Source organism: Acinetobacter sp. MYb191 (assembly GCF_037572605.1).
Classification (GTDB): Bacteria; Pseudomonadota; Gammaproteobacteria; order Pseudomonadales; family Moraxellaceae; genus Acinetobacter; species Acinetobacter johnsonii.
In genome coordinates this window covers 393103-407471 of the sequence record NZ_JBBGZP010000008.1, presented here as the reverse complement: position 1 = coordinate 407471, position 14369 = coordinate 393103, and the positions used below count along the sequence as shown (strand labels likewise).

Annotated in this window: 7 protein-coding genes; 5 read left to right on the top strand and 2 right to left on the bottom strand. The window is 42.5% G+C overall.

Features of this window, described 5'->3' with window-relative positions:
* The 5 genes from WH214_RS05095 to WH214_RS05075 all read left to right on the top strand — a co-directional run.
* The coding region (locus tag WH214_RS05095) for a beta strand repeat-containing protein (protein ID WP_339992957.1) at positions 1 to 5576 on the top strand (5576 nt) is incomplete at its 5' end.
* A gap of 91 nt (positions 5577 to 5667) precedes the next feature.
* Positions 5668 to 6753, top strand: coding sequence for a tetratricopeptide repeat-containing glycosyltransferase (locus tag WH214_RS05090; RefSeq protein ID WP_339400739.1), 1086 nt, complete (start codon positions 5668 to 5670; stop codon positions 6751 to 6753).
* On the top strand, positions 6750 to 8354 hold the full coding sequence (locus WH214_RS05085) for a TolC family protein (protein WP_339400738.1): 1605 nt from the start codon (positions 6750 to 6752) through the stop codon (positions 8352 to 8354). Before WH214_RS05090 ends, WH214_RS05085 begins: the two co-directional genes overlap by 4 nt.
* The gene (locus tag WH214_RS05080) at positions 8351 to 10486 is read left to right on the top strand and encodes a type I secretion system permease/ATPase (RefSeq protein WP_339400737.1); all 2136 of its coding nucleotides are present in this window, start codon (positions 8351 to 8353) and stop codon (positions 10484 to 10486) included. The genes WH214_RS05085 and WH214_RS05080 overlap by 4 nt, the downstream gene beginning before the upstream one ends.
* Positions 10483 to 11670, top strand: a complete 1188-nt coding sequence (locus tag WH214_RS05075) for an HlyD family efflux transporter periplasmic adaptor subunit (protein WP_339400736.1) — start codon at positions 10483 to 10485, stop codon at positions 11668 to 11670. The genes WH214_RS05080 and WH214_RS05075 overlap by 4 nt, the downstream gene beginning before the upstream one ends.
* 135 nt (positions 11671 to 11805) lie before the next feature.
* On the opposite strand, the gene yddG is transcribed toward WH214_RS05075, so the two are convergent.
* Both yddG and pdxR read right to left on the bottom strand, forming a co-directional pair.
* On the bottom strand, positions 11806 to 12690 hold the full coding sequence (yddG, locus tag WH214_RS05070; RefSeq protein ID WP_339422921.1) for an aromatic amino acid DMT transporter YddG: 885 nt from the start codon (positions 12688 to 12690) through the stop codon (positions 11806 to 11808).
* Between the two features lie 173 nt (positions 12691 to 12863).
* Positions 12864 to 14366, bottom strand: coding sequence for a MocR-like pyridoxine biosynthesis transcription factor PdxR (gene pdxR, locus WH214_RS05065; protein ID WP_339422920.1), 1503 nt, complete (start codon positions 14364 to 14366; stop codon positions 12864 to 12866).
* Between the last annotated feature and the right edge of the window lie 3 nt (positions 14367 to 14369).

Below are 14369 nucleotides of genomic sequence, written 5' to 3'. Positions count from 1 at the left end.
CACCGGGTTCTGATACAAACGATCTGATTGATTGGCGCAAAGGTGCAGATGGTGCGACTGGCGCAACAGGTGCCACAGGTGCGGATGGTAAATCAGCACTAGAGCTTTTGATTGATGCGGGTGAATTACCACCGGGTTCTGATACGAATGACCTGATTGATTACCTCAAAGGCGCAGACGGTACAGATGGTGCGACTGGCGCAACAGGTGCCACAGGTGCGGATGGTAAATCAGCACTAGAGCTTTTGATTGATGCGGGTGAATTACCACCGGGTTCTGATACAAACGATCTGATTGATTACCTCAAAGGTGCAGATGGTGCGACTGGCGCAACAGGTGCCACAGGTGCAGATGGTAAATCAGTATTAGAATTATTGATTGATGCTGGTGAATTACCAGTAGGTTCTACAGTTTCAGACCTGGCTGAATATTTGAAAGGTGAGGCTGGCGCTACTGGATCTACGGGTGCTACAGGATCTACAGGTGCTACAGGCGAAACGGGTGCTACAGGTGAAACTGGCGCAACAGGTGCAACGGGTGAAACAGGGCTTGTAGGTGCAGATGGTGCAACGGGTGCCACAGGTGCCACGGGCGAAACTGGTGCTACAGGATCTACGGGTGCCACAGGTGAAATTGGCGCAACAGGTGCCACAGGTGAAACTGGTGCAACAGGTGCCACAGGCGAAACGGGTGCTACAGGTGTAAGTGGATCTGCTGATTTGATTACAGGCATTACTTTAAATGCCGATGCAAATGCAAATGGAAAACTCAGTCAACGCGAGCTTTTAGATGGGCCAAATACAATAACGATTGCATTGGGTGCAGATGCCAAGGCAAATGATGTCATTGTAGTAAATGGGGCTCCGTATGTGCTTACTCAACAAAATATTGCTGCAGGAGAAATAGAAGTTTCTGTATCTGTATTGGAAGGGTTGAATTTTATACGTGTTGATGCCTCAAATAGCGATGGTCAGACAGATGTAGACTTTAAATTCTTTGAAGTCACTGATGGGAACTATATTGGTGATGTGAATGTCATAAGTGATACGAATGGAAATAACATTATTGATAATACTGAGCTAGGTTTGGGCAGTACAATCGATGTTCGTGTGCAGATTGGTGACGATGTCCGCGTAGGAGATGTTGTTTCTTTGGGCGGCGTACAACATACAGTAACGCAAGCAGACATAGATCAAAAATACGTAGAATTTCTAGATGTACCTGTAACGCAAGGACAAACTGAGACGCTAGATGTTGATATTAAATCTAATACAGGGACCGAGTTGGATGATGCATCTAAAGATATACAGATTGATGGAGCGGCTCGTAATGTTGTGGAGTCTATTGATTTCCCTGATGATTTAGATAACAACAGCACGCTGAATGGACAAGAACTCAATGGTAAAAACAATACACAAATTCAAATTACTTTAGGAGCCGATGCTCAAGTTGGAGATATTGTTGTCGTTAATGGTGACAAATATGTTCTGAGTCCGACGGAAGTTACGAATGGAACTTTAAATGTCAATGTTTCGGTACGTGAAGGTCAGAACCCAATCGAAATTAGTGCAACAGATGAGTGGGGTAATGTAGATCGAATTTCTGATGCCATTGTTGTCGATGTTTTACCACCTGCTACACCAATACTTGCACCAACAGCAGTAGATGATGTTGAGCTTCAAACTGGAAATATTGCCAATAATTCTGTGACCAATGATAGCCGTCCTGAAATTACAGGGACTGGTCGAGTTCCAGGTGAAACCATTAATCTTTATGTCAATGGGGCGCCAGTCACTGGATCAGGAACACCAATTATCGTTCAGCCTAATGGTGAGTGGAGTTATACCCCAGCTGCGGATTGGATTGATAATGATTATGTTATTACTTATACGGTATCTGACACCAACGGAAATACTTCGACTTCGTCACCATCATTAAGTTTCGAAATAGATACTGCTGCGCCAGTGGGAGGTGCTGTTTCAATTGATACACCTATTGCTGTGGATGGTGTAGTTGACACAACCGAGGCGAGTGGCAATATCACGGTCACAGGAACGCTTACGATTCCAACTGATGCAGCCACTACAACAGTCATAGTTACTGTGAATGGAGCGGAGTATCCAGCAATAGTAACGGGCAATACGTGGACAGCCAGTATTCCGGGTAGTCAGTTTGCAGATGGTGCAGGAAATGTATCTGTAGAGGCTGTATTTACAGATGCTGCAGGGAATGCTTCACCTGCAACGGCTGATGCGGCTTATACCCTAGATATTCCAGCAGTACTGAATGACTCTGTACTTGCAGGAGTTGGTGTAAATCCACCTGTTACAGGCAGCACTGTTAAAACAGGTATAAGCCTAGCTATGGACAGTACCTCAGCGCCAGTAACGGCAGTTGATGGAGTCGGTAACCCAGTTGTACTCACTGTGGGTGGCGTTGCTGTGGTTTGGAGTGGGGCAGGAACAGCAGCAAGTCCTTTTGTTGCAACGGTAGCAGGTCTTGCTGAGCCAGTGTTGAGTATCACGATCAATAATAATGGCGACTATACGATTGTTCAAAACCATAGTTTGGATCATGCATTGGCTGGTGCAGACAAAATCACAATTACTGTACCTGTTCTCGATGGTGGTGTTGCGCATGATGTATTGATACTAGACGTTGTAGATGGTGTGCCTACAGCAGCGACAGATAGCACAGCTAACTTAACACAGCAAATCATACAAGGCGCAGATACGCTCGATATCAGCGTACCGCAAACTTACCGTGGCTCTGCTGTTGAAACTTTTGGTGGCGATTCAGAAGGCGCACATGTCAGTAAAGTAACTATTGAAGGTATCGAGTTTACTTATGATGGTACGACAGTGACAACACCTAATGACTTTGGTAACTCAGGTGTTGTTGCCTCACATACTGTAGTGGATGGTTCAGATACGTCTTTAGTGGTTACCACTGCTCGTGGTGAAACCATTACGGTGAATTTAGACACCGGAAATTATACTGTTGAAGTTACAGGTCAAGGTCTTGCAGTCAATGAAGCGCCTGAGGCGAACATTGCTGGCGCTGGTGGCTTACTTGGTGGCGGTATTATCAATGCGGATGCACTGGGCGTAATTGATCTTTCACAAACACAGACGTTCTCCGTTTCGGATACCAATGAGAACTTGACCAAGGTGAATGTTGGATATGAAACCTCTAATTTGAGCTCAGCATTAGATGTATTGGTTACACAGCAGTTGAATAGCGTTGTTGATGGATTAAGAAATATTCCAGGAGATATTTTAGGGTTAGGAGATGTAGTTGCTAATCTCTTGGAGGGTTTGGGTGTTACAGATCTTATAGATCAGTTAATTACAAATCCAAATGGTTTAATTGCAGGGATAGTAGCACCAGTTGTTAAGCCATTAACTGACTTGTTGAATGAGGTATTAAATGGCAAACTCGTTCTTGATTATGATGTTCAGATGGCAACTGAGTTAGGTTTAAAAGTTACAGCTGTTGCGGGTGATTATAATAATAACTTCAAAGCGAGCTTAGTCATTGAGTCGCTAACTGCTAATGGTGTCATTGACTCATTAGCTGTCAATCAGTTATTAGGGACAGTTGAAGCAACAGATAGTGGCGGTGGTTTGTTAGATCTACTTGGTTCAAATTTGAATCTACTCACTACTTTAAATCTACAAGCAACAGATCAGGCTGGGGCACTAAGCGCTCCAGAATCTCAAGATTTAACGATTCAGTTAGGGCTACTTAGTGATGGAATCCAGTCGAATACTACTGTGATTAAAGATAACGGTTCCAATCTTAACCAAAGTGGTGCGACATCGTCTGTTCAAATCTTTGGTTTAGATGGCGATGACACTATCACTGGCAGTAACTTTGCTGACATTATCCGCGGTGGTACTGGAAATGACACAATTAATGGTGGTGCAGGTAATGACATTATTATTGGTGGCAAAGGTGATGACACGCTTACAGGCGGCCTAGGTCGTGATGTCTTTAAGTGGGAGTCTGGCGACCAAGGCACGACTGTTACTCCTGCACGAGATACAGTCATCGATTTTGATATTCGTTCAGTTGCCCAAGGTGGAGACATTATTGATTTATCTGGGTTGTTGCCAAATGCAGACCGAGTAGGGACAAGTTCAGTCAACATTGGGGACTATGTATCGTTTGTTGAAGCAGCAGGCAATACAGAAATTCACATCAGCACTGCAGGGAATGGTGGAGTAGATCAAGTTATTGTTCTCGATGGCGTAACAGGCTTTGTTGGGCAGTTCACTAGTCAAGAAGAGATCATTTCATACCTACTCAAGTCTGGAAAACTAGTTATTGGTGAGCAGACTCTTGACCAAGGCACCTATGATGCAATTAAAACTGATGATCATCTGAATATCGACATTGAAGTCAAAGATGGCGATGGCGATACTGATACGCATAACGTGGATTTAACAGTTGGTAGTTTAGAGGATGCCAATAAATATCAACCAGACTTTGATCCAAATAACGTGGCTCCAGAAATTAGCCTAGAAGTATCTACGCTCTTAGGTTTAATTGGTGTAGATGCGCTGGGCTTGCTTGATCTAAGTCGCCAAGCTTATTCGGTTGTTGATGTAAACAACAACTTGCAACGCGTTGAATTGGTTTATCAACCTGTAGTTAACGTTGGCTTAACGCGTGCTTACTTTACCGTAAGTGCAGAGTTGGCTGCTGAGTTAGGTTTGAAAGTGACCTCAGTGACAGATGGTGGTTTACTCAATCTACTCGGCTATAGCAATACACTCATCATTACGGCACTAGATGGTGGAACAATTAGCAATTTAGCTATCAATGAGCTTTTAGCAGCAGTCGAAATGCATGCGGAAGATGGTACATTGCTTACAGGTAATTTGTTAACTACAAATGTACTGAACTCAGTTTCAATGACAGCCATTGATAGTCAAGGTGCATCCTCAACGGAGAGTGGCGGTAGCCTAATTGATATCAACCTACTGGATAACTTCAGCAATGGTAGTGAGTTTATTTTTGAGGGTACGACAGGTGTAGATGCTTTAGACCAATCTACCGCAACCGATGGGGTGCGTTTATATGGTTATACAGGCAATGACACACTTACAGGTGGTTCAGGCAATGACTTGTTACGTGGTGGCGATGGCGATGACACACTGATTGGTGGTGCAGGGAATGACTTGCTGATCGGAGGGTCAGGAAATGACACACTCACTGGTGGCGCGGGTAATGACACAGCGCTATATGAACTGCTAGATAATTTAGATGCTAGAGGCGGTAATGGCACTGATACTTGGACTGACTTTACAGTCGGTGCAGGGGCGGACAAAATTGATGTTTCTGCATTGCTCGATGGACATCAGACTGCGACTAATATAGGTAACTATATCTCTGTGACAACTGATGTAAATGGGCATGCAGTGATTGCAATTGACCGAGATGGTAGTGGAACGAACTTTACTGTCAAATCAGACCTGTTAGTGCTAGATAATATTACGGCTAGTTCTTTAGGTGCAACTGCCGAAGATCAACTCAAAACACTGTTAGACAATAATCAAATCATTTTCTAAACAGAAGGAAATGAATAAAAAGGATGCTTTGTGGGCTTAAACACAAAGCATCTCTTCTCGATGTATTTGATGAATTGGATATAAGTAATAAATGAAAAAGCATATTCGCCTAAATATGATTGTAAAAAATGAGGCGCATGTCATCTTAAGATGTTTGGCGTCAGTTCGACCTTGGATAGATTCATGGTGCATTGTAGATACAGGTTCTACCGATGGTACGCAGGACATTATTCAAGACTATTTAAAAGACATTTCTGGGCAGTTATATGAACGGCCTTGGAAAAATTTTGGGTACAACCGTACAGAGGCACTACAGCTTGCAGTCTCAGAAGATCTGCCTGCTGCGGATTATCTCTTATTCATTGATGCGGATGAACAGTTACAAGCCGCTGAAGATTTTGTTTTACCTGCACTTACGGCGAAAGCTTATTATTTTCCAGTGATTTATGGCGCTTTGCGTTATCGACGCAATGCCATGATTTCTACAGCTCTAGGGTGGAGTTGGAAAGGTGTATTACATGAATATCTTCATTCTGAGCAACTCCATCGTTGGCAAACATTAGAAGGACTTAATATTTTTGTTCAGCATGACGGTGCCCGCGCGCAGAGTAAGGACACGTATTTAAAGGACATTGCACTACTTGAACAGGGTTTAAAAGATGAACCAGATAACTTGCGCTACGTTTTTTATCTCGCCCAAAGTTATCGTGATGCTGGGATGTTTGAAAAGAGTCGAGAGTTCTATTTAAAGCGGGCAGCTGCAGAGGGTTGGGAAGAAGAACGTTGGATGGCACAGCTACGTGCAGCTCAAATGGCTGATCGTTTGGGGTTGGATGAAGGAGTTGTACATCGTGAATATTTAAAGAGTTGGATTGCTAAGCAACATCGCGCAGAACCACTTTACGAGTTAGCTCGTTACCACCGATTGAAAAAAGATTTTGATCTAGCTTGTTATTTTGCAGTTCAGGCAATTGATATTCCTGTACCAGCAGATGGTTTATTTGTTGATGCTAGTGTCTATGAATGGCGGGCATTAGATGAGTTGGCTGTTTCAGCAACCTATTGTAAAACATATAAAAAGCAAGGCGGAGAAGCCATGCAAAAATTGCTAACAGAAAAAAAGTACCCAAAGATACAGCAAGTGCGCATGTTGGCAAATGAGAAATTTTATAAATGAAAAAAAAGGAAATGATTCGCTCTGAATCAATTATTTTAAAGTACAAATGGTCTATTACTGGAAAAAAAACGCATCATGTATGTAAACTTAAGAGTTCTGTTCTTTGGCACTCATCTTTATATTTAAGTCTAGCTTTATTGCTTCCTGCGACATTCGCAAGTGCCAATACAGAGCAACCATCTTCAGTTAAAAGTAAAATCAGCCAAATATGGCAGCCTAAACCTGATGATCAAGCCAATACGATTAAAATTGATGATTTTAATCGTTTATTCACCAATACATCGTCAGTCCAAGAGTTACCAAAAATAAGCGCCGCAGCGATGACTGGCATGCCAAGTCATAGTGTAAGGTCTGTCGCTGTAACAAAAAGAAGCCAACTGGATTTTTTAGATGCGATTCGGCAGGCATTGCAACGTCGTCCTGAAATTACTCAAGGCATTGCGGAAGTTGCTCAGCAGCAAGCAAATATTGATACCGTCAAATCACAGTATTTTCCTCAAATTTCAGGAGGATTTAATACTGGCGACTTTACGACAGGAGAGCGTGGCCGACAAGTTTTTAGCATTTCAGCGACACAAATGCTGTATGACTTCGGCAAAATTAAAAGCGCCGTGACGGTAGAGCAAGCGAAACTAATGCGAGATCAGGCAGAGTTATTACTTGAAATTGATGATATTTCGTATCAAGTGGCGAATGCGATTGTGAACATCAAACGCTATGAAGAGCTTGTAAAAATTGCAGATCAACAAATCAGTGGTATTGGTCGTATCGCCGAAATTGCGAGGTTACGTGCGCAAGCAGGTATCAGTAGTCAAGCAGACCCGATTCAAGCGCAGTCAAATTTAGAAGCAGCGCAATCGACCAAGGTGGTTCAGGAAGCCCAATTGCATCAGTATCAACAAAAACTAAGAACTTTATTGGGCTACGACGTTTCAAGTACCAATGTAAATATGCCAAGTTTTTTAGTTGAAAAAGCAGGGTTATACGATGAAATTGATTTTAATAACGTTTCAAAAATGATGGCAGCGCAAACGGCAGTTCAAATTGCGAAATTTCAGAAGCAACAAACTAAATTAAATGTCTATCCAACGTTAAATATTAAAGGCAGCCTGAGTCAGGCGGTAAATGGGCGCAATCCAAATAATAACGAAGATGATGGTTTTTATAATTCTATCATGCTTGAAGCTTCAAGCACCTTTTTTCAAGGTGGTGCAATTAGTGCGAGAAACCGTGCTGCTAGCTATGCAGAGGAAGCGGCTAAAGCACAAGTCAGTACTGTTTATTTAGATGTATTGGATCAAACTCGTTTGATTCAGACAGAAGTGGAAAGTAAGCAAAAGCAAATGGTGGTTCTTGCTCAACGACGTGAAACCACAAAACGAACCAAAGAACTTTATCAAGAACAATATAAATTAGGCACACGAACTGTTGTTGACTTGCTCAATGCAGAACAAGCAATACATGGCGCAGCTCAGGAAATTGAGGCTGCGCGCTATGATATTTATGCGGCACTGATTCGATACATTGAAATTACTGGACGTAGTAGAGCGGTTTATCAGTTAAATAATACGCCTATTCAGGGGTTTGAGGTGGTGTCATGAGCAGTTCATTGAATTACCAACCATGGCTAAAAGCAGTGCTTCGTATTGCAAAGCATTATCGTATCGAAACATCAGAAGAACAAATTCGTTTACAACTCAACTGGAATCAAAGTGATTCTATCACAGAGACTCTGACACTCATGACCCGTCAACTGGGGATGAGTCTACGTCAAGTACCATTCAGTCAAGATTTACTCAACCCATGGTTGTTACCTGTCGTTGTCGAGTTATCAGATGGACAAGTCGCTGTAATTGAAAAAGCCGATTCAGATGGCAATATCAGCATCCAGTTCAGTGCTGACGAAGGGCTTACACAAACCTATACCATTACGAAACTACAAGAACATATTCGCTTTGTTTATATCATTCGACCTGAAAAATCGGTGAGTGATGTCCGGGTTGATGAATACATCAAGCCTTATGAAGCCAGTTGGTTTTGGGGCATCGTATTACAAGACTGGAAACGTTATATAGACATTATGTTTGCCTCTTTAATGGCGAATATCCTTGCATTAGCAACCGTCGTATTTTCTATGAATGTCTATGACCGTGTCATTCCAGCACAGTCAATCCCAACGTTGTGGGTGCTGGCAGGTGGAGTATTAATTGCGGCAATTTTTGAGTTTTCGATACGCGTTGCACGGGTTTTTTTATCGGACATTATTGGTAAAAGAGCAGATTTAAAAATATCGGATCGGGTATTTGGTCATGCTTTACGCATTAAAAATAAAGAACGCTCAAAATCCACGGGGACATTTATTTCTCAAATTAGAGAATTAGAAGGGGTTCGTGAACTAGTCACTTCAACCACCATTTCAGCAATTGCCGACTTACCTTTTTTCTTAATGTTCTTAGTTATTTTTTGGCTCATTGGCGGCAATCTGTTTTGGGTCATGCTCGTGGTTGTCCCCCTGATGATTTTACCAGGTCTACTGATTCAAAAGCCTTTAGCAAAACTGGCTAAAGAAGGTATGCGTGAGGGTGCGATTCGTAATGCCATGCTCGTTGAAGTGGTACAGGGTATTGAAGATATAAAACTGCTTAGAGCTGAGTCTCGGTTTCAAAATCAATGGAACCGAATGAATGAAATTTCTGCGGATATTTCTATGCGTCAGAGAAAGTTGGTGGGTGTTTTGAATGCATGGACGCAGAAGATTCAAGGGTTGACCTTTGCTGTTGTCGTGTTAGTGGGTTGTTTTGCGGTCATGAAAGGTGAAATGACAACGGGGGCATTGGTGGCATGTTCAATGCTGTCTTCTCGCATGCTTGGACCTATAGCACAAATCACAGGTGTACTTGGCCGTTTCCAACAGGCAAAAGTTGCAAAAACAGGTCTAGATGAATTGATGAAACGAACGGTTGATCAACCCGATCGGGCGCATTTAATTCATCGTCCTGTGATCAATGGTGATTATGATTTAACAGATGTTAGCTTTAAATACAGCGATGGAGATGAAAAACCCAACTTACACATTGCTAAATTAGTCATAAGACCTAGTGAGAAGATAGCAATTCTTGGACGAAATGGTGCAGGTAAATCGACCCTTTTGCAGTTGTTATCGGGGATGCAAGAACCCACACAAGGCAAGATTAAACTCGATGGGCTTGAATTAAGACTGATTGATCCTGCAGATGTAAGAAGGGATATGGGGTTGCTCAATCAAAATGCACATCTCTTTTTTGGTACAGTTCGAGAGAATTTGACGCTGGGTGCACCTTTGGCCAGTGATCAAGAAATTTTAAATGTCTTAAAAATTACAGGCGCACTCGATTTTATCCAAGCTAAAAAGGAAGGACTCGATTTTCAAATTTTAGAAGGCGGTACTGGGTTTTCAGGTGGACAACGTCAGGCCTTGTTAATGGCACGCTTATTGATTTGTCAGCCGAATATTTTACTGCTCGATGAACCGACGTCATTTTTAGATGAAGTCACAGAAAAACAATTAATTGGTCATTTGAAACAATGGTTAAGACCAAAAACCATGATTATTGCAACTCATCGTCGTGCGGTCTTAGAACTTGTTGATCGGATTATTGTGGTGAATGATGGAAAGATCGTGATGGATGGACCACGAGATCAGATTCTAAATCAATCAAAACAACAAAAAACTACTGAGGTGCTGAAGTCATGAGTCAAACGGAGTCTGGTCAAAAAAGCGTTTCTGCTCTTAATTTCCAACCGCCTTTACCCAGTGTTAGCAAGTTCATCTGGATGATTTGTATTGGATTACTTGTTCTGTTGGCTTGGGCATGGTTTTTTGAATTAGAAGAAGTCTCTACGGGTACAGGCAAAGTGATTCCATCTTCTAAAGAACAGTCGATTCAATCTTTAGAAGGTGGCATATTAACCAAGCTGTATGTCAGTGAAGGGGAAATTGTAAAGCAAGGACAAGTTCTAGCACAGCTTGATCCAACGCGTTTTGCTTCAAATGTAGGTGAGTCCGAGTCACTCTTAATTGCGTCAAAAGCGACTGCTGCACGACTTCGTGCGGAGGTCAACGCTACTCCCTTGGTGTTTCCAGAAGATGTGCTAAAAATTCCGAAGCTAGTTAGTGAAGAAACTGCATTATATCAATCTCGCCGTTCAAATTTAAATGATTCGATATCTGGCTTAAGTCAGGCTTTGGTTTTGGTGGAACAGGAACTTGCGATGACAGAACCTCTTGTCGCAAAAGGGGCAGCCAGTGAAGTAGAGGTACTTCGTTTGAAACGAGAGGCCAATGACCTTCGAAATCAGATGAACGATATCCGCAATCAATATTATGTTAAAGCACGGGAAGAATTGGCCAAAGCAAATATTGATATTGAAACTCAAGCACAGGTAATTAAAGGCAAAACGGATACCTTACAGCGCACTGTTTTTAAGTCACCTGTACGGGGCATTGTCAAAGAAATTGATGTCATGACCATTGGTGGGGTTATTCCACAGAATGGAAAATTGATGACCATCGTTCCTTTAGATGAACAGCTTTTAATTGAGGCCCGCATATCGCCACGCGATATTGCTTTTATCCGGCCAGATCAAGATGCTTTGGTGAAAGTGACCGCCTATGATTATTCAATTTATGGCGGTTTGCATGGAAAAGTGACGGTCATTTCACCAGATACAATACGAGATGAAGTCAAACAAGATCAGTTCTATTACCGTGCTTATATCCGTACAGACTCTGACAAACTCATCAATAAGCAGGGTAAACAATTTAATATTACACCGGGTATGGTGGCAGTCGTGGATATTAAAACAGGGCATAAGACAGTGTTGGACTATTTAATTAAACCGTTTAACAAAGCCAAAGAAGCACTGCGTGAACGCTAATATCCATCTACTTTGTTTAAAACAATAAAAAAGCCAATGATGACATCACATGCATTGGCTTTTTTATTAAGTTGCTGGTTTTAAATAAGAATAAGAGCTGAAAATTTGCCTGAAATAGACTCTGTTTTGAATCATTTAAGCTTTGGTTTTGGTCGAAACCCAACAGAGTAGAGCACCAAGACAGACCATCAATGCGCCTTGCCAAAAACTGAAAGTTAAATGCGTACTTAAAATGACGGCAGAAACCACAGCAGAAAGCACAGGAATAAAATATGATGCGGCAGCCAATAGCGTGACATTGCCATGCAATATACCAATATTCCATGCGCCATAGCCCATACCCATTGCAAAGGCTGCGAGGACTAAATAAATGGTGGGTTGCAGTTCAAAACTCAAAGTGCTTTCACCTAACAACAACCATTTAACCCACAGCACAATTGAAACTAAAATGAAAAAGAGTGTCACCCCATTTTTACCATTCGCCATTTTTGCGGTGAGGGTGCAATAAGACGCCCAAAGTACAGTGCCGAGCAATGCTAAGCCATAGCTTAAAGGGTTATTTTGCACATTGCTGAGAATGCCTTTAAAGCTTAATCCTTGATCACTGCCCAGCACCCAACAAATTCCCACCAGCGAGATAAAAAAGCCGGGTATGATCAGAAAATTGGCTTTTTGTTTATTAAATACAATCGCAAAAATGATGGTAAAGGTCGGCCACAGGTAGTTCACCATACCAACTTCGATGGCTTGTCGACTACTGGTTGAGTAACCAATGGACAGAGCAAGGCAAATTTCATAAGAGACAAATAGCAAGCTACCCCAAGCCAGATAGGGAAGAGGAAAGTCTTTTAACCGAGGCCAACCAAATAAGAGCAACAAAAAAACAGAGGCCAATGAGTAAATGAGGGCGGCTCCCCCAATCGCTCCAAAGCTGTTGCTCACCTCTTTAATCAGAGCAATAATTAAACTCCATAATACAATGGCAGCCAGACCAATCCATGTTGCTTTCGTCGCGTTCATTTTGTTTGTAGTCTTTAACATATTAATTTAATTTGTAAATTATGTTTAGCATTTCCATTGTTGGGTTTTAAAACAGATTTACAGTGCAATTTTTCAGGCTACTGAGTGCCGCCGACATTATACGGACAAATGGTGGCCAGTCGCTTATAAACCTGATAATGAATCACGTGAATTTACTCCACCTCAAGAGGCTGCTCATGCTGCTTGAGAATTCTTGCCAAGCTTTGTATAGCACACTCCATTTGTATCAACTCAAAATCTCCTAAACCAAGCACTAAACCAGAGCGTTTACGTTCCAAGGAAAAGGTCGAGGAAACTGCTTTAATCGCAATACCAGCATCGAGTACAGCTTGAGCGATTTTCCGATCATCCATGTAATCTGCAAGCCATAGCACCATATGCATGCCTTGATCTCCACCTTGTAAATAGCCTAAGTGTTTTGGAATATAACGTTCAATCATGTCAATTAAATATCGACGGTTCTCTGCATAGACATTACGAATCCGTCGAATATGACGTTCTAAATAACCTTCTTGAATAAAGGCAGCCAAAACATGCTGATCAGCAGAGGGAGGATGACGGTCGATCAAAACACGCAATCCACAAAAAGGGGCGACCAACGCTTTGGGCAGTACAGCATAGCCGAGTCGCAGTGATGGGAACAGCACTTTGCTAAATGTCCCCAGATAGATGACTTGTTCAGGTGCTAACCCTTGCAAGGCAGGAAAAGGCTGGCCACTGTAGCGCAGTTCACTGTCATAATCGTCTTCAATAATCCAAGCGCTTTGCTGTTTGGCCCACGTGAGCAATGCTGTGCGTCTAGATAAACTCATCGGCATGCCAATTGGGTATTGATGAGAAGGAGTTACAAAGGCAGCACGGGCATTTGGCGCGAGGTTTATACCTGTATCGACTTGAATTCCTTCTTCATCCACGGGAACACGAACAATGTGTAAGGGTTGTATTGAGTTTTCTAGTAGTGCGGTTGTACCTCGGTAGGCAGGGTCTTCGACCCAAACTTGGTCTTGTGCTTTAAACAGAATTTGACTACAGATATATAGAGCTTGTTGGATGCCACTAGTTATCACAATTTGCTCAGGTTCACAGTGTACAGAGCGAGAGCGTCGTACATAGTCAGCAATCGCAACTCGTAAGGAAAATACACCTTGTGGGTCATCATAGCCAGAGGGTGCTCCTACTCCTCGAGCACGATAGCGGTTGCCAAATTTTCTCCAAATATCATTCGGTTGGGTGCGCCCAACAGGTACAGAGACTGCAAAAGGAAGATGGGGAAGCGGTTTAAATTCTTGCAATACTTCAGCATAGGCCTGAGCTGCGGGTGTTAGCTGAACGTGAGTAGGCTGAGTATTTCTCCGCTCCTGAGTTTGCTGATGCTTTGAATGCAATAAGGCATCTGAAACGAAAGTACCTTGACGCGCACGTGCCTCTAAAACCCCTTCAGCTAAGAGTTGATCATACGCTTCAATGATGGTGCCACGCGAAACACTTAATGTCATCGCCAATTCTCGCGATGAAGGTAAGGGATCGCCTGCTTGTAAATCACCATTTTGTACTGCTTGTCGCAAGGCTTGAATCAGTTGGGCGGCTATTTGTCCCTGCATTTTATTGAGTTTTGCGATAGAGGGGAGCTCTACAACTTTTGCCATTCTTGCCATAAT

Coding starts and splice junctions, on each gene's coding strand:
- WH214_RS05090 (WP_339400739.1), top strand. CDS start 5,668: ATGAAAAAGCATATTCGCCTAAATATGATTGTAAAAAATGAGGCGCAT.
- WH214_RS05085 (WP_339400738.1), top strand. CDS start 6,750: ATGAAAAAAAAGGAAATGATTCGCTCTGAATCAATTATTTTAAAGTAC.
- WH214_RS05080 (WP_339400737.1), top strand. CDS start 8,351: ATGAGCAGTTCATTGAATTACCAACCATGGCTAAAAGCAGTGCTTCGT.
- WH214_RS05075 (WP_339400736.1), top strand. CDS start 10,483: ATGAGTCAAACGGAGTCTGGTCAAAAAAGCGTTTCTGCTCTTAATTTC.
- yddG (WP_339422921.1), bottom strand. CDS start 12,690: ATGAACGCGACGAAAGCAACATGGATTGGTCTGGCTGCCATTGTATTA.
- pdxR (WP_339422920.1), bottom strand. CDS start 14,366: ATGGCAAGAATGGCAAAAGTTGTAGAGCTCCCCTCTATCGCAAAACTC.